The sequence below is a fragment of the Sphingobium sp. ZW T5_29 genome (assembly GCF_044987515.1).
Classification (GTDB): Bacteria; Pseudomonadota; Alphaproteobacteria; order Sphingomonadales; family Sphingomonadaceae; genus Sphingobium.
Map to the genome: position 1 here is coordinate 103,691 of NZ_JBJDRM010000003.1, position 19,762 is coordinate 123,452.

A 19,762-nucleotide genomic window follows, 5' to 3' on the forward strand; every position below is an offset into this window, starting at 1 on the left:
TCAGGACGCCAGCGCAGTTTAATTCATCTATCGGAATATTTCACAGATATGAATTACTCCGATTCTTTCAGGTGGCGAGATATCCGCCATCAATCGGGATGCACGCGCCAGTGATGAACGCCGCCCGGTCCGACAGCAGGAAGGCGGTCAGGTGCCCGCATTCCTCAGGCTCGCCCAGTCGCTTGATCGCCTGCGGCGCGAGCAGGGCATCCAGGAACTCCGGCGACGTGCCATCTAACAGCTTCGACCGAATCGCATTGGGCAGGATGGCGTTGACGCGCACATTGACGTCGCCATTCTCCCCCGCGGCGGTGCGCGTCAGGCCCAGGATCGCATGCTTGGTCGCTGAATAGACGCCCGCTTCGCGCAATCCTACGGCTCCGGCGATGGACGACACGTTGACGATGCTGCCGCCGCCCTGCTCGCGCATGATCGCCAGGACGCCGCGCATGACGCGGAAACAGGATTTGAGGTTTACCTCGTTCATCCGCTCCCACAGGTCGTCGCTGCTTTCAGCCAGCATGGATTTCAGGCCGATGCCCGCATTGTTCACGGCAAAGTCGATCCGCCCGCTGATGGCGCGGCTTTGCGCGATCAGGGCGTCGATGTCCTGCGCGCGCGTCACATCGGCCGCGACGAAGCGCGCCATGCCGCCCGCCACCTCGATCTCGGCTACCGCTTCGGCGCCTTCCGCGGTCGACGAAGCCAGATCGCTCAGCACGACATAGGCGCCTTCGCTGGCCAGCACTTTGGCGATGCCGCGTCCGATCCCGCTGGCCGCGCCCGTGACGAAGCCGGTTTTTCCGGTGAGTAAGCCGTTGGTCATCTGCATGAGCTCCCAATATGGTGATGAAACCGCTCCTGCGATCCAGGACGGTCGATAGAGACGGCGATTACCGCTGGTCAGGCCCGCGCGATCTGACGCCCTTCGCGTGGGGAATAGCCGTGCCGCTTGCGAAAGCAGCGGGCGAAATAAGCGGGATCGTTGAACCCCAGGTCCAGCGCAATCGCGGTGATATTCACGCCCCGGTTGGCGGCCAGCATGTCGGACGCCCGCTCCATCCGCCGATCCAGCACATAGGCGCGCAGGGTCGTGCCTTCCGCGGCGAACCATGTCTGGATCGTGCGCGGCGAAATGCCGACTTCGCGCGCGATCGCCGGGGTGTCCAGTTCCGGGTCGCCCAGCCGCGCCTCCACGATTGCCTTGACCCGCGCCAGCCCCCTGCCATCCCCGTTGGGGCCGCCGCGAACGGCGCTGCGCAGCGCCAGTCCCAGCAGGTCGAGCATCAGCGTTTCCGCGCCTGCCGCACAGTTCGGATCGGGGGGCGTGACGCGGCCTTCCGCTTCCCGCCATAACGCCAGCGTGAGTTGATGGAAGCTGTGGACGGTCGGAGAATTTCCCGGCGTAGGACTGCCGATATGCAGGTCCAGCTGCGGCACGCGTCGTTCAAGTTCGTGGCGGGCGACATCGACCACCATCATCTCATGCGATGCGACCTCTATCCGCATCGGCGCGGCCGTGGTGCAGATGGAAAGGTCGCCCGGGCGCAGCACGCATTCGCGGCCCGACTGGCGCTGTTCGCTCAGGCCCCGGGTCTGGAGATGCACCAGCAGCCGTTCTTCCCCATCATGCCGAGCGCTGCGGGACACGACGCACGATTCAGCCCGAGCCTTGAAAATGGAGAGGTTGCCCAGAGTCCAACAGCCAAGCTCCCCCAGGAATTCGCGGTTGGCACTGTCGATCATCAATCCGGCAGAGCGGCCAGCGGCGACCCTGTTCCAGTAAGCCAGACGTTCAGGCCTGACGACATTCTGCGTCGAGAAATGCTCGATCATCCATTACTCCATGACCGGAACAGTTTCACATAAATTATGAAAAGAAAATAGCGGCCGCATCCGCGGATCGATTGCCCTACGCGACCATCGTCATCAGGCAGGGGCTTTTGGAGGTAAGATATTGATGAGAACTGACGTTTTTTCTTATCCTCCCCATTCCGGGACCTTGCCAGCTTACCGCACTTAGGAAAAATGAATATCTCCGGATCAGTTCGAATGATCGGCAGGACGTTATGCGGGGCCACAACGGGTAGACGGCGCACGACAACGCCGATCGGCGACATTCCAGCCTGAAAGGTGGCGCTTGCGATGAACCATCTTCCCCACATGCCGCCGCGATCTGACCGGACAGAATGCGGCGAAGAGGCGATCGACGTCCTGCCGCCGTTCGACCAGCCCTTCGTGCTGCTCGACGACGCATCCTCGCCGGATGGTGACATGACGCTGTTCACCAACCCGTTACAGGTGATCAAGGCTGCGACGCTCGCCGACGTTGCACCGGCGCTGGAAGCCGTACGCGCAGCCATAGGACAGGGCGCATACGCCGCCGGGTTCGTCGGCTATGATGCCGCCGCCGCCTTCGATCCCGCCATGCCGGTCACGCCCTCATCCGGGCCACTGCTCTGGTTCGGAATATTCGGGCCTCCTGCCATGCTGCCGTCGCACATGTTCGCGGCGCTGCTGCCCAGCGATGCACCGTTCAGCATGGGGCCGCTGAAGCCCGCCATCACCAGGCAGGAGCATATCGGGCGAATCGCGGAATTGCTCGGCCTCATCGAAGCAGGCGATCTGTATCAGGCGAACCTCACCTTTCGCGCCGGGATGCGCTTCGATGGCGATCCGCTGGCGCTTTACGCCCGGCTGCGGCAGCGCCAGAGCGCGCCCTATGGCGCGATCATATCGACTGGCGCGGACCTGGTATTTTCCTTCTCGCCGGAATTGTTCTTCAAGGTGACCGGGCGCGATGTCGCCTGCCGACCGATGAAGGGCACGGCGGAGCGGCACGCCGATCCCGCAAAGGACGCCGCCGCCGCACGGTCGCTTGCCACCGATCCCAAGCAGCGCGCCGAAAATCTGATGATCATCGACCTGATGCGCAACGACCTGTCCCGCATCGCCGAACCCGGATCAGTGAAGGTGCCTCAACTCTTCGCGGTCGAAACCTATCCGACGGTGCACCAGATGGTCTCCGCCGTCACGGCGCGCCGCCGCGAGGATGTGGACGCCTTCGACATTCTCGCGGCGCTGTTCCCGTGCGGGTCCGTCACCGGAGCGCCCAAAATCCGGGCGGCGCAAGTAATCGCCGAACTGGAAGACCGCCCCCGGGGCGTCTACACCGGATCGATCGGCCATTTCGCCCCAAATGGCGACGCATGCTTCAACGTCGCAATCCGCACGCTGACCGTCTCACCCCAGAGTGGGCGTCTGACGATCGATCTCGGGTCCGGCATCGTCGCTGATTCCGATCCTGTCGCGGAATGGGAGGAATGCCTGACCAAGGCGCGATTTCTTGACTAGGATTTGCTCGCCGCGATGCCGAGCTTGTTCAATCTGGCCTGATCGAACAAGCTCCAAAGCACCAATCCTGAAACCCGCCACCCGATGGCGACGGGTTTCCCCCTAATTTAGAAAGTGAACCCAGCACGAATGCCATATTCGCGCGGCGCACCGTAAAATTCATTGAGACCAAACTGGCCGCTGACGTAGCGCTTGCCGGTCAGGTTGGTGCCATAGGCCTCGATATGGAACTGACCCGTCCGCAGAGTGACGAGGCCGGACAGCAAGCCATAGCCCGCGATCCGATCTGACACCGGCGAGTAAGCGAGATAGGTGAAGCGCGGCCCGACATAGGAATAGCTGATGCGCGGCGTCAGGGTCACGTCATCGCCCAGCTGGAATTCATAAGCCGCTGTGCCGCCATAGGTCCATTTGGGCGAATAGAGGTTAGGGCCGCCATCGGTCGTGGTGATGGCTGGCGTGTAATCGAAACATAGGGGCGGCGCGGACGGCGTACCGGGCGGGCATTGCGGGCCAAGGCTTCCCGATGGAATGGCCCGGGTGTTGATGAAGGTCAGCCCAGCGAGCTTCGAATGGACATAGGCGACATTGGCGTCGAGACTGAAACCGCCGAACTTGCTCTGCAACTGGGCTTCAATGCCCTTGATCTTGCCTTGCGAGATATTCTGGACGCCGTTGAAGCCGGTCGTCGGCTCGATCACTTCGAACTGGAAATCGGAATAGTCGTTGTAGAAGGCCGAAATCTGCGTGCGGACATGCTTGTCGAACAGGCTCGCCTTCCAGCCGATTTCATAGTTCCACACCATTTCCGGCCGGAACTCGGAATCCACCGCGTTGAAGCCGCCGGGCTTATAGCCGCGAGCGACGAAGGCGTAGAGCAGGTGATCATCGTTCACCGTCCAGTTGATCGCCGCCTTGCCGGTCACGCGACCATCCTGATGCGATCCGTCAAGGCTCGCCACCGGAAGGCCACCGGGCGGGAAGCCCGGGATCCCAGCGCCAATGCGCACATCGCCAACGCCGCTCGCCTTATAGTGCGAATAGCGCGCGCCCAGCTGCAACTGGACATCGGGCGTCACGCGGTAGCTGCCCTGCGCGAAGATGCCGGTCGTCGTGCGCCTGTTGTCGGGGTCGATGTCCGTGGGAAACCCAAATCGCAACTCACGGATGCGCACCTTGATTTCATTCCGCTGAAAATAGCCGCCCAATATCCATTCCAGCGTTTCGCCGGTGGGTGAGATCAGGTTGATCTCTTGGCTATATTGACGCTCACGCGCATAATAGTCCTGCGTGACGCCGTCCGGCGCAGGCGATGCGTCGACATCGTTGACGCCTTCGATCTTCTTGCTCTGATAGCCGCTGATCGACCGTAGCACGATACCGCTGGCGAATTCCTGCCGCAGTTCCAGGCTGGAGATGAACGCCTTTTCCCCGATCGCCACGGGCGTATCATAATTCAGCGTATAGATGTCACCCACCCGATAAGGCGAATACTCCGTTCCCCGGATCGGACGATAGGCATAACCGCCAATGTCCCGATCATTATACTGGACCTTCAGCAGCGCGCGGAAATCGCCCGGCTGCCACAGCACGCCCAGCCGCCCGCCCTTTTCGTCCAGCTTGCCCGCCTTGTTGTTGAAGGGGCCAACATCGTTGAAATAGCTGTCATGGCCCCGGTAGAAGCCAGCACCGCGCACCGCCAAGGTAGAGGACAGCGGCACGTTCACCGCGCCTTCCAATCCGAAATTGCCCCGGTTGCCAGCGCTCCCCTCGGCATAGCCATTGATGCCATTCAGATCAGGATTGCGCGAATTGATGAAGATCGCGCCACCGGTCGAGTTGCTGCCGACCAACGTGCCCTGCGGACCGCGCAACACTTCAACGCTCGCCAGATCGTAGAAGCTGTTCGCCTGGACGATCGGCGGCTGGAACAGCCCGTCGACATAGGTGGCGACGCCTGCCGTCACATTGGGCGAGTTGCTGGCAAGGCCGATACCGCGAATGTTGACCGCAGACGTGATACCCGCGTCGGAAATCGACAGCGCAGGCGTCGCATTTTGAAGGTCGTTCAGGCGAACGACGGCATTCGCCTTCAGGTCACCTGCGTCCAGCGCGCTGGCGGCAACCGGCACCTTCTGCAGATTTTCCGTCCGGCGCTGGGCCGTCACGACGATCTCGCCCAGCGTGTTGGACGATCCCGCCTGCGGGGCCGCTTCCTGCGACCAGGCGGATGACGTCCACAAGGTCATGATGGCGGCGGAGCCCGTCAGCAATATGCGTTTCATTCTTCCCTCCCTATTTTTTGGATATTCTTCCGGTCATTTCGGAGACCAGGCCGACACGGCCTTCAGGAAAGCGCCGGTTTCCGCCGTCGGCTTTTCATCGCCCGGCGGGAAATAGCTGATCTTGACGACGACGGTGCGGGATCGCGGATCGACGTAGATATATTGGCCCTGCAATCCCACCGCGCTGTAGGCGCCGCTATTGTCCAGCAGCCACCATTGCATTGCATAGCCGGTCGGAATGCCCGGCATCTTGTCATCGGCGGGCGCGGACGGCGCCGTCGATGTGCGGACCCAGTCGGCTGGCACCACCTGCCGCCCGTTGGCGCGGCCACCGTCCAGCATCATCTGGCCGATCCGCCCATAGTCGCGCAACGTGGCGTTGAAGCCCGCGCCGCTGAATTCGCGGCCCGTGCCCGGTTGCCCATCCATGATGTATAAGCCGTCCTGCTCCGCGCCCAGCGGCTCCCACAATTTCTGCGCGGTATAGCCCGCGACGGTCGTGCCGCTGACCCGTTCGATCAACCAGCCAAGCACAGCCGTGTCGAGCGTCTTATACTGGAACACGCTGCCCGGCGCGTGCAGCCGCTTCACCGTCCGCGCGGCATCGGCAAAGCGCGCGACATTCTTGACCAGCGCGTCGACATGATTGCGCGCCGCGATGCCCGGATTGGCGAAATCGTACCGTTCCTCATAATCCACGCCAGACCGCATCTGCAGAATCTGCCGAATGGTCACGCCGTCATATCCGCCGCCCTTCAATTCGGGCAGGTAAGCGGTGATGTCATCGTCCAGCGACTTGATCCGCCCGTCCGCCAGCGCACAGCCAACCAGCAGCGACGTGACCGACTTGGTCATGGACCAGCCGATGAAGCGGCTGTTTTCATCGCTGTTGTTGCGGTAGATTTCGCTGACGATCTTGCCGTCCTTCATCACCAGCAGCGCATTGGTGTAGGTGCGATCGAGGAAATCCTGCGCCGTGTAGCGCTTGCCGCCGAAAGTGTAGCTGACGTCCAGCGGCGCGTCGGCGCGCGGCAGCCGCCAGGGCGTCCCGGCATGGGCGACGGTGCGCGTCGTGAACAGCCGGTCCATGCTGCGGAAGGTCAGTGAATTAATGTCGCCATCCAGCATGTGCCAACGCGCGATCTGGACGGCGACCGGCACCGTGGATGGCGGTCCATCAGCCAGCACGGGCGGCAATGTCTGCTGCGCCGAAGCAGGCGGAACGGTCGCGCACATCGCGGCAGCCGCGAAACTGACAAGGAATCCTGATGCTTTGCGCACACGCACATCCTCTACTTTCGGCCGACTGATGGTCGTCGGTCCTTCGGCACTGTTGTGAACAGATGATCTGACGAGCGCGGCTCCCAAATGGGATACGCCGCGCAGCAGCCGCTCAGTGCAAATTGCCATGCACCTGAGCGATGACGGAGCCGTACAGCTTGCCGACAAGGTCGGCCTGGCGACGGCTGTCGGTCTTTTCCAGGATGCGCTTCATCTGGATGCGCACCGTGCCGACCGACACACCACGGCGATCAGCATAGGCGTTGAGCGACGTGCCCTGAGACAGGGCGACGGCCAGTCGCGCCTCCGCAGGCGTCAGGCCAAATAGCGACGTGACGTGCCCGGCCGATAGGAAAGGCGCCTGCGACGGATCGATCAGGATCAGCGCGACGCCGTCCCGGTCATCATCCCAGCCATGCGCCACCGTCCCCTTGAACGCGCCATTGGGCAGCGCAATCGCCTGCACCATGCTGTCGTCCAAATCTCCGAATGCCGCCGTGATCATGTCGTCATCGCAAGGAGGCGACAGGAGCCGCGCCAGCCTCTGACGACTTTCGGCTGAAACCCCGCGCAGTTGGCCATGGTCCAGCATCAGCGGCGCGCCGTTCGCCAGCATCGTGGCCGCCGCGCGATTGTGCCAGCGGACCTCGCCGCTGGCGGTGCAGAGAATGACACCGGGGCGCAGACGATCCATGATCGAGGCTAATGTGGCTTGCGCGGCACGTGCCGTTTGCACCGTGGCCGAGACGCGCGACAGGGCCAGAAGATGCGGCGCGATGTCCGACAGGAAAGCAGCATCCTTGCCATCCCGCTCCACCGTGTCGCTGATCTGCCGGTGCAGGATCAGGCTGAACCAGCGTGATGGTTCGAATTCGAACAGCAGACCCGACCCGCCCCTGAGGCCAATCTGCGCCAGGCGATGCCGCGTCTCCTGCAATTGCGGCGATGTGGAATCGAAACGCTGCGCGTCGGTGCGGACGGACAGCTGTGCTTCCAGGCGGTCGCGCGGGATGATGGCGAGCCGGGGATTGTCTGGATTGTTGATCCACCGGTCATGCAGGGCGGCGTTCGCGTGGGAATAGCTGTCCCGCTCCTGCCACCGCTGTATCAGATGGCCGCCCTCCTGCCGATAAATCTGCACCGCCGCGCTGCGGACGCCAAGGTCGGCGCAAATCCGGTCCAACAGCGGTCGCCAGTTTTCGGGACGGTCGCAGCATCCGTAAAGGGCGGGTAGTATCTGCGCGCTGAGATTAGCCTCCATTGCATCCCTCCCTGCTTGCCGCGCATTATTTTTACTGCGGCGTTAGGCTCCCAAATGACGTGCGCACTGCGGAGATGGCGCGGCCTAGATGACTGCCGCTTCCCCCTCCTCGTGCGTGGCATTTTCTTCCTGTTCCAGAACGTCCAGCACGATGCGCAGCGCATCCTGATATTGGGGCGTCAGCAAGCGTGTGTAACGGCGTTCGTGGGCGGACATGATCGCGTCCGCCTCGCTGCGCACATCTTCTCCCTGGGCGGTCAGGCTCAGGGCGAAGGAGCGTCCGTCTACCGGCGACTTCTGCACCAGGTCCTTCTGGATGAGGCCAGTGATCAGCGGCACCATATTGGCGCGCTTGATCCCCAGCATGCGGCCTATGTCGCTTTGGATGCAGCCCGGATTGGCGCCGATCGTCAGGAGGATGGTCGCCTCCACCGGTCGCAACCCCACCAGCTCCAGCGCCGCACCCAGCGTCGCCATCATCGCGGAGGAGGAACGCCGCAGCCGATATCCCAGTCGTGATGCGACGGGATTGATCAGCCTGTTGCCTGAAGGACTCATGCTCATGACTCGCTCATAATGTTATTGCTCAGAACAATCAACATTGATATGCAACATAACATTAAGAGAGGGCCTGACACATGTCCGCATCGGAAATTTCCCTGATAATCGGCGGCGAATCGCGCAGTGCCGCCTCGGCTTTCGAACGGTTGAACCCGATCACTGGCGCCGTCGCCACCCGCGCGGCTGCCGCCAGCGTCGAAGATGCGATTGCCGCGGTCGATGCCGCCAAGGCCGCGTTCCCCGCCTGGTCGCAAACCGGCCCCAATGCCCGCCGCGCCCTGCTGATGAAAGCCGCCGACGCGCTCGACGCCCGTGTGGACGATTTCATCAACGCGATGATGGCGGAAATCGGCGCGACCGAGGGTTGGGCGCGCTTCAACCTGATGCTCTCAAGCTCGATGGTGCGCGAAGCAGCGGCGCTCACCACCCAGATCGGAGGCGAGGTGATCCCGTCCGACAAGCCCGGCTGCATCGCCATGGCTATCCGCGAACCGGCAGGCGTGGTGCTGTCGATGGCGCCATGGAACGCGCCGATCATCCTCGCCACCCGCGCCATCGCCGTGCCGCTCGCCTGCGGCAACAGCGTGGTGCTCAAGGCGTCGGAACAATGTCCGCGCACCCATGGTCTGATCGTCCAGGCCTTTGTGGAAGCGGGCCTTACTGGCGGCATCGTCAACCTGATCACCAACGCGCCGCAGGATGCGGCCGATGTGGTCGGCGCGATGATCGACCATCCCGCCGTGCGCCGCGTGAACTTCACCGGATCGACGCCGGTCGGTCGGATCATCGCGAAACGCTGCGCTGAGCATCTGAAGCCTGTCGTACTGGAGCTGGGCGGCAAGGCGCCGCTGATCGTGCTGGAGGATGCTGACCTTGACGAAGCAGTGAAGGCCGCCGCGTTCGGCGCTTTCATGAACCAGGGCCAAATCTGCATGTCGACCGAGCGGATCATCGTGGTCGAAGCCATCGCCGACGCTTTCGCCGAGAAGTTTCAGGCAAAGGTCGGCACCATGGCGGTGGGCGACCCGCGCGAGGGCAAGACGCCACTCGGCGCGGTGGTCGACAGCAAGACGGTTTCCCACGTCCGTACGCTCATCGATGATGCGTTGGCGGCAGGCGCGATCCAGTTGAACGGCGGCGAGGCGAATGGCGTCTTGATGCCCGCCCATGTCATCGACCGCGTCACCCCACAGATGAAGCTGTTCCGCGATGAAAGCTTCGGCCCGGTCGTTGGCATCGTCCGCGCCCGCGACGAAGCCCATGCGATCGAACTGGCCAACGATACCGAATATGGCCTGTCCGCATCGGTCTTCACCCGCGACACGGCGCGCGGGCTCAGGGTCGCGCGGCAGATCCAGTCCGGCATCTGCCATGTAAATGGCCCGACCGTCCATGACGAAGCGCAAATGCCCTTCGGCGGCGTCAAGGCGTCGGGCTATGGCAAGTTCGGCGGCCGCGCCGGGATCGACAGCTTCACTGAATTGCGCTGGATCACGATGGAGACCCAGCCCGGCCATTATCCGATTTGATATTCTCTTCCCTCGTCATCCCAGCGAAAGCTGGGATCTCAGGCGGAGAGGCGCAACTTAGCCGCACGAGATCCCAGCTTTCGCTGGGATGACGAATAACTTCTAAGGAACGATCATGACGAACTTCCTGCATGTCGATGGCGTCGAGCAGGCCGAAATCGAAACCGTCGCCTTCACCGTGGAGGACGGCGTCGCCTGGGTCAGCCTCAACCGCCCGGACAAGCGCAATTGCATGTCGCCGCGCCTCAACCGCCAGATGATGCGCATACTCGATGAGCTTGAGTTTCGCGCCGATGTCGGCGTCCTCGTCCTGACCGGTGAAGGCACGGCGTGGAGCGCTGGCATGGACCTCAAGGAATATTTCCGGGAAACCGAAGCGCAGGGCCTGAAGGGCACGCGTGACGCACAACGGGAAAGCTATGGCTGGTGGCGTCGCCTTCGCTGGTATCAGAAACCCACTATCGCGATGGTCAACGGCTGGTGCTTTGGCGGCGGCTACGGCCCGCTCTTCGCCTGCGACCTCGCCTTCGCGGCGGAGGAAGCGCAGTTCGGCCTCAGCGAAATCAACTGGGGCATCCTGCCCGGCGGCGGCGCGGCCAAGGTGGCGACGGAGCTGACCAGCTTCCGCAACGCCATGTATCATGCGCTGATGGGTGAGAATGTGGACGGCAGGACGGCGGCACAATGGGGCTTCGTAAACGAAGCGCTGCCGCTCGGCGCACTCAGGGGCCGCGTGTCGCAGGTCGCGCAGACCTTGCTGACGAAGAACCCCGTCGCGCTCAAGGCGACCAAGGACGCCATCCGCCGGGTGCGCGAAATGACCTATGACAATGCCGAGGATTATCTGATCCGCGCGCAGGAAGCGGCCAACAGCTTCGACAATGAGGGCCGCAAGGAAGGCATCAGGCAGTTTATAGACGACAAGAGCTACAGGCCGGGCCTTGGCGCTTACGACAAGTCGAAACAGCAGGCCTGAACCGCGACAGACTGGCAGGATCGCCCCCAAGAGGCGGCCTGCCCCACAGAGTTTTTGGAGAGACGGACCCATGACGGCCGACACCCTGAATCCGCCCGCCGCCATCGCTGCCCGCGCGGCCAGGTCGCTGGACCGGCTGCTGCGCCCGCGATCGGTGGCGATCGTCGGCGCATCGGACAAGCCGGGTGCGCTGGGCGCATCCGTCCTGTCCAACCTGACGCGCAACGGCTTTTCCGGCGACATCCACCTCATCAATCCCAAGCGCGCGGAAATCGGCGGACGGCCATGCCTGCCATCAGTCGATGCGTTGCCCGACGGCGTTGATGCCGCCGTCCTCGCCATCCCGCGCGCGGCGGTGCTCGATACGGTGAAGGCGCTGGCCGCGCGCAATGTCGGCGCCGCCGTCATCTTTTCCGCCGGATTTGCCGAAGGCGGTGAAGAAGGCCTGGCGGAACAACGGGAGATCGGCCGGATCGCGGCTGAAACCGGGATGGTCGTCGAAGGGCCAAATTGCCTTGGCATGACCAACTTCATCGACTGTGTGCCGCTGACCTTCGTGGAAACCGACGCCAAACCACTGCGCGACCGTCCCGGCATCGGCGTTGTCTCGCAAAGCGGGGCGATGGCTTGCGTCCTGTGCACCACGCTGGCTTCGCGCGACCTTGGCCTCTCCTTCTCCATCTCGACCGGCAACGAAGCCGCATCGGGCGTCGAGGATTATGTCGACTACCTGCTGGAGGACAGTTCCACCCAAGTGATCGCGATGATCGTGGAGCAGTTCCGCAAGCCGCAACGTTTCCTGGCCGCCGCCCGCCGCGCCCGCGCTCTGGGCAAGACCATCGTCCTGCTGCACCCTGGCCGCTCAGCCGCCGCGCGTGAATCCGCCGCCACCCACACCGGCGCGATGGCGGGCGACTATCAGGTGATGCGCGTCAATGTGGAGCGCGCGGGCGTCATCCTGGCCGAAACGCTGGAGGAACTGGGCGACATCGCCGAAATCGCGTTGCGCTGTCCAACCATCCCGGCTGGCGGCGTCGCGGTGCTGGGCGAAAGCGGCGCGTTCAAGGCGCTGACCCTCGACCTGTGCGAAGCGATCGGCCTCGACCTGCCGCAGGTGAATGACGGCAATGCCCCTGCCCTGCGCGCGGTGCTGCCCGACTTCGTGCCCGTCTCCAATCCGCTGGACCTGACTGCGCAGGGACTGGTCGATCCCGACCTCTATCGCCGGACACTGGCGGCGCTGTTCACCGACGACCGGTTCGGCAGCATCGTCACGGGCATCATCCAGACCGATCCCGTGACCGTCGGCATCAAGCTGCCGCCGATCCTGCGCGCCGTCAGCGAACTGATGCCGGACAAGCCGATCATCTTCGCCGGACTGGACGAAGGCGCGCCGGTTCCGCCCCATCATATCGATCAGCTGCGCACGCTCGGCATCCCCTATTTCCCTTCGACCGAACGCGCCTTCCGCGCCCTGAAGCGCCTCAACCACCATGCGCGTCGCGACTTCAGCGAAGCGCCGACCATCCCCCTGCCCGCCCCGGCGCTGGCCGGGCAAAGCGGCGTCATCCCCGAATATCGCGCCAAGGCGATCCTCGCCCCGCTCGGCATCCCGTTCCCAAAGGGCGCCTTCTGCACCAGCATCGACGACGCGCTGAACGCTGCCGAGGCGGTCGGCTATCCGGTCGCGCTCAAGGCGCAGTCCGCCCGTCTAAGCCACAAGAGCGATGCGGGCGGCGTGGTGTTGAACCTCTCCAACGCTGACGAACTGCGCGCGGGCTGGGACCGGTTATATGCCCATGTCGCCGCCTATGATGCGACCATCGCGCTCGACGGCGTCCTGATCGAAGCCATGGGCGAACGCGGCGTCGAACTGATCATCGGCGCAAAGAATGATCCAGACTGGGGACCAGTCATCCTGTGCGGCTTTGGCGGCGTCACGGCGGAAATCCTGCAGGACGTGCGCCTGATCACCCCCGGCCTCTCGGTCGATGCCATCGCCGCTGAACTGGACCAGCTCAAGCAAGCGCCCCTGCTGCGCGGCTTTCGCGGATCGCCTGCGCTGGATGTGGAGGCGGCAGCGGGGATTATCCACACGCTTGGCCGCATCCTGCTCGCCGAACCGTCGATCCGGGAGATCGATCTCAACCCGGTCATCCTCTATCCGCAGGGTAGAGGCGCAATCGCTCTCGACGCCCTCATGCTGACCGCACCGGAACAGGGCTGACGCAACCACGATATCGTCCAGATCAATAATCATTCAGGGGAGGCGGCTATGGTGCAGAGTGGAACGGATATCCGGCGAATGCTGGATGAAGCGCCGATGGGACGCCTGCAAATCATGGCGGTCGCCCTGTGTGTCATGCTGAACGCCCTGGATGGCTTCGACGTTCTGGCCATCAGCTTCGCGTCCCCCGGCATTGCCGCGGAATGGGGCATTGATCGTGCCGCGCTCGGCGTCGTCCTGTCGATGGAACTGATCGGCATGGCCGTGGGATCGGTACTGCTCGGCGGTCTGGCCGACCATATAGGCCGTCGCCCCACCATCCTCCTCTGCCTTATGGTCATGGCCGCCGGTATGCTGGCGGCGACCTTTTCCTTCAGCGTCGTGTCATTGTCGGCAGTGCGGCTCGTCACCGGCCTTGGCATCGGCGGGATGCTGGCCTGCACCAATGCCATCGTTGCAGAACTTGCCAACGCCCGCGCCCGCAGCCTGGCTGTCGCCCTGATGGCGGCGGGCTATCCGATCGGCGCGATCCTCGGCGGCTCGGTCGCGTCCATGCTGCTGGTTTCGGGCGGATGGCGCGACATCTTCCTGCTGGGGGGCGTCGTCACCGCGATCTTCCTGCCTTTGACGTTCATGCTGTTGCCTGAATCGATCGGCTTCCTGTTGCAAAGGCGTCCGGCGGATGCGCTGGATCGGGTCAACAGGCTGATGGCGCGGATGGGACGCGAACCTCTGGTCGCTTTGCCCGCCCCGGACCCGGTGGCGCCCAGGGCGTCTTTCGCATCGCTGCTCAGCCCCGGCCTGGCGCGCACGACGGTGCTTCTGACGACCGCCTATTTCTTCCACATCATGACATTCTACTTCATTCTGAAATGGGTGCCCAAGATCGTCGTGGACATGGGCTTTGCCCCCTCGTCCGCCGGGGGCGTGCTGGTATGGGCCAATGTCGGCGGTCTGTTGGGCGCGCTTTCGCTCAGCGCGCTCAGCTGGCGGTTGGACGTTCGCGCGCTGGTGATCGGCGCCCTGCTGTTCTCGACGGCCATGGTGACCGTTTTCGGTCAGGGTCAGGCCAGCCTTTCCGGCCTGGCGCTGGTGGCAGCGGCTGCCGGATTTTTTACCAACGCCGCAGTCGTCGGCCTCTACGCCATCATCGCCCACGCTTTCCCGACCGCCGTCCGGGCGGGAGGTACAGGAATAGTGATAGGCGTCGGTCGTGGAGGAGCCGCTTTAGGCCCCATCGCCGCCGGTGTCCTCTTCACGTTCGATTTCAAGCTGCCAACTGTCGCGCTGGTCATGGCGTCAGGCTCGCTCATTGCAGCATGCGCCTTGATCCTGCTCCTGGCCGAATATCGGCGTGAAACGGCGAAGGTCCACGGATGAATATATCTCGCTCTGGCACCGCTTGATCCCCGCGGATGCCAGGGCGAGACGCTCCTTGCGCCTCGGTTACAGCGGCAGTCCCACATAATTTTCAGCGATCACCGTCTGCGCGGCAACTGAAGAAGCGATATAATCCAGGTCGGCCAGCTGCATCCGGCGGTCAAAGGCGTCATTGTCAGGGAACCGGTGCATCAAACGGGTCAGCTGCCAGGAAAAGCGCTCCGATTTCCATATCCGGGCCAGGGCCTTCTTCGAATATCCGGCAATGGCATCGCTGTCGCCATGCCTGAAATGGCGGATGAGCGCTTCGGACAGGTAATGAACGTCCGATGCGGCCAGGTTCAAACCCTTGGCGCCGGTCGGTGGGACGATATGCGCGCTGTCTCCCGCCAGCATCAGCCGTCCGTGCCGCATGGGCTCGAACACAAAGGACCGCAGCGGCGCAATCGATTTTTCCAGAGCCGGCCCCCGCGTCATCTGCGCCGCCGTTTCCGGCCCCAACCTGATCGCCAGCTCGTCCCAGATCCTGTCGTCCGGCCAATTGTCCAGCTTTTCATTAAGCGGCACCTGCACATAGTAGCGGCTGCGCGTTGCCGACCGCATCGATGCCAGCGCGAAACCCCGCTCATGATTGGCGTAGATCAGTTCATGGTTGCAGGGCGGCACATCGCTCAGAATTCCCAGCCAGCCGAAAGGATAGAGTTTTTCAAAACTGGCCGCCACGGCGGCGGGCATTGCCTTGCGCGAAGGGCCATGGAAGCCATCACAGCCGCAGATGAAAGCGGCGTCGATGCGATGGCTTCGGCCTCCCTTGCTGTAGGTCAGATAGGGCGCGTCGCTATCGACATCGAACAATGCGACGTCGGCGGCCTCATAGATGATATGCAATCCCCTTCCGGGCGCCGCTTCCATAAGGTCACGGGTCAGCTCTGTCTGGCCATATACCACCACCTGGCGGCCCGTCAGCGCAGCGATGTCGATGCGGATCAGCCGTTCGCCGTCTGTCAGGTGGAAGCCATCATGCGGCAATCCCTCCGCATGCATGCGCGCGCCCAGGCCCAACCGGTCCAGCAGCCGGGTGGTGGTCCGTTCCAGGACGCCCGCACGGATGCGGCCAAGCACATAGTCGGCGGACGCGCGCTCCACGATCACGGCGTCGATCCCCTCGGCGCGCAGCAGGTGACCGAGCAGCAGGCCCGCCGGACCGGCTCCCACAATGGCAATCTGGGTCTTCATGACGTCCCTCTCCGCAATCGCTTCCTGCTTGCGATGATGCCGCGGCACCCCATTGCGGGACACGGCTGGAGCAGTATAAAAGATGGACGATCCGACAGTTTTAAAGGCTGCGACCGGCCATGCCCAGGCCCGCCAAGATGCGCGCGATACCCAGCTTCTACCTCTATGGAGAGCCGCAGCGTTCAGTGGAGGAAGGCTTTGTTCATGTGGAAAGCCTTGATGATCGCTCCCGCCCCAGCGAATGGACGATCCAACCGCATGTTCATCACGATCTGCATCACATCATCCTGATCGCACAAGGCGGCGGATCGATGCGGGCAGAGGACGAGACGGTATCTTTCAGCGCGCCTTGCCTGCTGATCATCCCCGCTGCGGTCGTGCATGGCTTTGCCTGGACCAGTGAGTCGCGGGGCTGGGTTGTGACCATGGCCGACGCCTATCTTCACCGACTGTTGGAGCGTGACCGGGATCTTGCGCAGCTCTTTCACAGCGCGCGGGCCATATCACTCTCGCCCCAGCATGGCTCGCCATTCGAAAGCCGGATGGAACAGCTCGCGCATGAACTGGGCTGGTCGAACAGGGGGCAGCGCGCAATGGTGGAAGCGCTGCTGCTCTCTATCATGGTCGATGCGTTGCGGCGCTCTGCATTGAGCGAGGCGCATCTGGGCGAAGGCCGACGGCAGGCTGCGCTGGTCGCCCGCCTGCGCGAGCGGATCGAACAGCGCTTTCGTTCGCGCGAGCCGGTGGCGGTTCACGCCCGCGAACTGGGCGTGAGTGAAAGCACGCTTCGCCAGGCCTGCGCCCGCATCGCCGCCCGATCCCCGGCTGCGATCCTTGATGAACGGGCCTTGCTCGAAGCCCGGCGATTGCTGCTCTATTCCAACATGAGCGTCAGCGAGATCGCCTATGCCATCGGCTTTGACGATCCGGCCTATTTCTCCCGCTTCTTCGCGCGCCACGCCGGTCAGCCTCCGCGCACTTGGCGCAGGTCACGGCTATCTCCCCAACTGCCCGGTCCGTGAGAAGCCTGCGTCCGACCCGCCGCGCCCCCGGTCGCCTCACCCCAGCTGTTTCTCCAACTCGCCCAGCACCCGATAGCAATCGAACACCTTCGCCACGCTTGAATTAGGCTCCCGCCCCTCGCTGATCGCGCTCACAAATTCGCGGTCCTGCAACTCGATCCCGTTCATCGACACGTCCACCTTCGACACGTCGATCGGCTCTTCCTTGCCGTTCACCAGGTCGTCATAGCGCGCAATATAGGTGCCCGTGTCGCCGATATAGCGAAAGAAGGTCCCCAGCGGCCCGTCATTGTTGAAACTCAGCGAAAGCGTACAGATCGCCCCGCTCTCGCTCTTCAACTGGATCGACATGTCCATCGCAATGCCCAGTTCGGGATGTATCGGACCCTGCATCGCATGCGCGTCCACGATGCGCCCCGCCTGATAGGCGAACAGGTCCACCGTATGCGCCGCATGGTGCCACAGCAGATGGTCGGTCCATGACCGCGCCTCACCCTTGGCATTGATGTTCTTGCGGCGGAAGAAATAGGTCTGGACGTCCATCTGCTGGACGTTGAACGCGCCAGCCATCACCTGCCGATGCACCCATTGATGGCTCGGGTTGAAGCGCCGCGTGTGCCCGACCATGCAGGTCAGCCCCGTCTCTTCCTGCTTGCGCAATACCGCCTGAGCATCGGCCCAGCTATCGGCTAGCGGTATCTCAACCTGCACATGCTTGCCCGCATCCATGCAGGCGATCGCCTGTTCCGCATGCATCTGCGTCGGCGTGCACAGGATCACCGCGTCGACATCATCGCGCGCCAGCGTCTCGGCCAGCTCAGTCGTCGCATGACCGATCCCATATTTCGCCGCGATCGCCTGCGTCGGCTCCAGATTGCGCCCGACCAGCGAGGTGACGGTCACGCCGTCGATATTCTTCAGACCATCCAGATGCTTTTCACCAAAAGCTCCCGCACCGGCCAGCGCGATTCTCATATTCTAACTCCTCATCTTACTGGCCGCGCGCTCTGGCTATCGCTGCATCAGCGCGCGCATCACCGTCATGAATTGCTGATAGGTCTGCCCCACATGGGCTGCGGACTGACTATATGCCGGGGCTTGCCGATTGATACCGACGACGGGCCAATCCGCCTGGTGCAGCGCTGTCGCCGTCCGAAACTTGCCAAAGGCATCGCGAAACCGACGGCTATCCTCATCGGACAGGTTCAGCTGCGCGTCCGCCTGGCACAATCGGTTGATCTGTTCCTGCAAGGTCCGCCGGGCCTGCAAATATTGCTTTTCCCAGCCCGGCTCCGCGCCGGTGGATAGCACCCCCAGCTGCTTATGCACCTGCTCCAGCCTGACCAATGCATCCTCGATGTCGGCGCGCGCCATCATCCATCCCTTCGATTGTCGTTATGAATCGTCGGGTTTCAACACCAGATGCCCGACCGCCGTATTGGATGCGGGAACATGATAATGGCGATGCAGCGGCGTGACCTTCCTGCCCAGCGCACCGCGCATGATCAGCCACATCACCATCTCGATCCCTTCCGATCCGGTTTCCCGCAGATATTCGATGTGCGGGATGGCGCGCAACTGCCCGTCATCTTCCGCGCTCAACAGGTCCAGGAAGCGATTGTCCCATCCGGCGTTGATCAACCCGGCGCGCGGCCCCTGCAACTGATGGCTCATCCCGCCCGTGCCCCACACCTGCACGTTCAGATCCTCGGGGAAACTTTCCACCGCTCGCGCGATCGCCTCGCCCAGCATCCAGCAACGATTGCCCGACGGCGGCGGATAGGTGACGACGTTGACGGCCAGCGGAACGACCTTCACCGGCCATTTGTCAGGCTGATTGAACATCAGGCTCATCGGCACGGTCAGCCCATGGTCGACATCCATCTCGTTGATGATGGTCATGTCGAATTCGTCCAGGATCAGGCTCTGCGCGATGTGCCAGGCCAGGTCGGCATGCCCCTCAACATCGGGCACTGGCCGCGGCCCCCATCCCTCGTCGCAAATGCCGTAGCGGTCGGCACAGCCAATCGCGAAGGTCGGAATGATCTTCATGTCGAAAGCGGACGCATGGTCGTTATAGACCAGTATGACGACGTCCGGCTTTTCCTGCGCGATCCATTGCCGCGACCAGTCGTAACCGGCGAACAGGGGCGCCCAATAGGGCTCGCCCACTTTGCCATTATCCATCGCCGCGCCGATCGCCGGCACATGGCTGGTCCCTACGCCAGCGGTAATGCGGGCCATCAACGTTTCTCCCTTATCGATCGCTGGCCTTCGGGTGATCGCCCTCCCGCAATCATCATGGCCTGATACTCTTCCGTGCTCATGCCGGTCATGGTTCCCACCGCCTGCAAAAAGGACATGCCGTCGGTCGAAAATACCTTGGCCAGGAAATAGATATTGCCGCCCAAATCCAGGCAACGATTATAGTCGCGATCCAAAATCGCCTGCCGCTGATCTTCGGTCATCGGCCATTCGTTCAGATAGGCGCGCTCGTCCGCCTTCCACCGTTCGCGATTATCGCCTTTCATCAGGCTCATCGCGAACTGGTTCATCCAATATCCCTGCCGCGCGCGCTTTCCCGTATAGACGCGCGTGCCGGGGATATCGTCAAATTCGGCCAGATATTCATGGATATCAACGCTCATCG

Annotated in this window: 17 protein-coding genes; 6 read left to right on the plus strand and 11 right to left on the minus strand. The window is 63.0% G+C overall.

What is annotated here, in order from left to right; genetic code table 11:
- Positions 1–67 precede the first annotated feature (67 nt).
- Together ACI3KQ_RS03125 and ACI3KQ_RS03130 are read right to left on the minus strand one after the other, a co-directional pair.
- On the minus strand, positions 68–826 hold the full coding sequence (locus ACI3KQ_RS03125) for an SDR family NAD(P)-dependent oxidoreductase (protein WP_404954690.1): 759 nt from the start codon (positions 824–826) through the stop codon (positions 68–70).
- Positions 827–903: 77 nt separating this feature from the next.
- Positions 904–1,836, minus strand: coding sequence for a helix-turn-helix domain-containing protein (locus ACI3KQ_RS03130; RefSeq protein WP_404954692.1), 933 nt, complete (start codon positions 1,834–1,836; stop codon positions 904–906).
- 309 nt (positions 1,837–2,145) lie between these two features.
- Between ACI3KQ_RS03130 and pabB the strand changes: the two genes are divergently transcribed.
- Complete coding sequence (gene pabB / locus ACI3KQ_RS03135; protein ID WP_404954694.1) at positions 2,146–3,354, plus strand: aminodeoxychorismate synthase component I; 1,209 nt, start codon at positions 2,146–2,148, stop codon at positions 3,352–3,354.
- A gap of 107 nt (positions 3,355–3,461) precedes the next feature.
- On the opposite strand, the gene ACI3KQ_RS03140 is transcribed toward pabB, so the two are convergent.
- The 4 genes from ACI3KQ_RS03140 to ACI3KQ_RS03155 form a co-directional block, all read right to left on the minus strand.
- Positions 3,462–5,639: a TonB-dependent receptor gene (locus ACI3KQ_RS03140; RefSeq protein ID WP_404954696.1), complete on the minus strand. Its 2,178-nt coding sequence runs from the start codon at positions 5,637–5,639 to the stop codon at positions 3,462–3,464.
- Between the two features lie 33 nt (positions 5,640–5,672).
- On the minus strand, positions 5,673–6,920 hold the full coding sequence (locus ACI3KQ_RS03145; RefSeq protein ID WP_404954698.1) for a serine hydrolase domain-containing protein: 1,248 nt from the start codon (positions 6,918–6,920) through the stop codon (positions 5,673–5,675).
- Between the two features lie 112 nt (positions 6,921–7,032).
- Positions 7,033–8,181, minus strand: coding sequence for a helix-turn-helix transcriptional regulator (locus tag ACI3KQ_RS03150; protein ID WP_404954700.1), 1,149 nt, complete (start codon positions 8,179–8,181; stop codon positions 7,033–7,035).
- 84 nt (positions 8,182–8,265) lie between these two features.
- The gene (locus tag ACI3KQ_RS03155; protein ID WP_404954702.1) at positions 8,266–8,745 is read right to left on the minus strand and encodes a MarR family winged helix-turn-helix transcriptional regulator; all 480 of its coding nucleotides are present in this window, start codon (positions 8,743–8,745) and stop codon (positions 8,266–8,268) included.
- A gap of 74 nt (positions 8,746–8,819) precedes the next feature.
- Here ACI3KQ_RS03155 and ACI3KQ_RS03160 point away from each other — a divergent pair, with 74 nt between their 5' ends.
- The 4 genes from ACI3KQ_RS03160 (at position 8,820) to ACI3KQ_RS03175 (ending at position 14,854) form a co-directional block, all read left to right on the plus strand.
- Positions 8,820–10,271 (plus strand): aldehyde dehydrogenase, encoded by a 1,452-nt coding sequence (locus tag ACI3KQ_RS03160; RefSeq protein WP_404954704.1) that lies wholly within the window; start codon positions 8,820–8,822, stop codon positions 10,269–10,271.
- A gap of 115 nt (positions 10,272–10,386) precedes the next feature.
- Positions 10,387–11,247: a p-hydroxycinnamoyl CoA hydratase/lyase gene (locus tag ACI3KQ_RS03165; protein ID WP_404954706.1), complete on the plus strand. Its 861-nt coding sequence runs from the start codon at positions 10,387–10,389 to the stop codon at positions 11,245–11,247.
- A 70-nt stretch (positions 11,248–11,317) separates the two neighbouring features.
- Positions 11,318–13,474: an acetate--CoA ligase family protein gene (locus ACI3KQ_RS03170; protein ID WP_404954708.1), complete on the plus strand. Its 2,157-nt coding sequence runs from the start codon at positions 11,318–11,320 to the stop codon at positions 13,472–13,474.
- A gap of 48 nt (positions 13,475–13,522) precedes the next feature.
- Positions 13,523–14,854: an MFS transporter gene (locus ACI3KQ_RS03175; RefSeq protein ID WP_404954709.1), complete on the plus strand. Its 1,332-nt coding sequence runs from the start codon at positions 13,523–13,525 to the stop codon at positions 14,852–14,854.
- 66 nt (positions 14,855–14,920) lie between these two features.
- On the opposite strand, the gene pobA is transcribed toward ACI3KQ_RS03175, so the two are convergent.
- Positions 14,921–16,090, minus strand: a complete 1,170-nt coding sequence (pobA, locus tag ACI3KQ_RS03180; protein ID WP_404954711.1) for a 4-hydroxybenzoate 3-monooxygenase — start codon at positions 16,088–16,090, stop codon at positions 14,921–14,923.
- Between the two features lie 119 nt (positions 16,091–16,209).
- Here pobA and ACI3KQ_RS03185 point away from each other — a divergent pair, with 119 nt between their 5' ends.
- The gene (locus ACI3KQ_RS03185) at positions 16,210–17,112 is read left to right on the plus strand and encodes a helix-turn-helix domain-containing protein (protein ID WP_404954713.1); all 903 of its coding nucleotides are present in this window, start codon (positions 16,210–16,212) and stop codon (positions 17,110–17,112) included.
- A gap of 36 nt (positions 17,113–17,148) precedes the next feature.
- On the opposite strand, the gene ACI3KQ_RS03190 is transcribed toward ACI3KQ_RS03185, so the two are convergent.
- Genes ACI3KQ_RS03190 through ligA form a run of 4 tightly spaced genes read right to left on the minus strand, consistent with a single transcriptional unit; the run spans position 17,149 to position 19,760 of the window.
- Positions 17,149–18,087 (minus strand): Gfo/Idh/MocA family oxidoreductase, encoded by a 939-nt coding sequence (locus tag ACI3KQ_RS03190; RefSeq protein ID WP_404954714.1) that lies wholly within the window; start codon positions 18,085–18,087, stop codon positions 17,149–17,151.
- A 36-nt stretch (positions 18,088–18,123) separates the two neighbouring features.
- Positions 18,124–18,489: a hypothetical protein gene (locus ACI3KQ_RS03195; RefSeq protein ID WP_404954716.1), complete on the minus strand. Its 366-nt coding sequence runs from the start codon at positions 18,487–18,489 to the stop codon at positions 18,124–18,126.
- Between the two features lie 18 nt (positions 18,490–18,507).
- Positions 18,508–19,356, minus strand: coding sequence for a class III extradiol dioxygenase subunit beta (locus tag ACI3KQ_RS03200; RefSeq protein WP_404954718.1), 849 nt, complete (start codon positions 19,354–19,356; stop codon positions 18,508–18,510).
- Entirely contained in the window at positions 19,356–19,760 is a 405-nt protein-coding gene (gene ligA / locus ACI3KQ_RS03205) for a protocatechuate 4,5-dioxygenase subunit alpha (protein ID WP_404954720.1), read from the minus strand. The genes ACI3KQ_RS03200 and ligA overlap by 1 nt, the downstream gene beginning before the upstream one ends.
- Between the last annotated feature and the right edge of the window lie 2 nt (positions 19,761–19,762).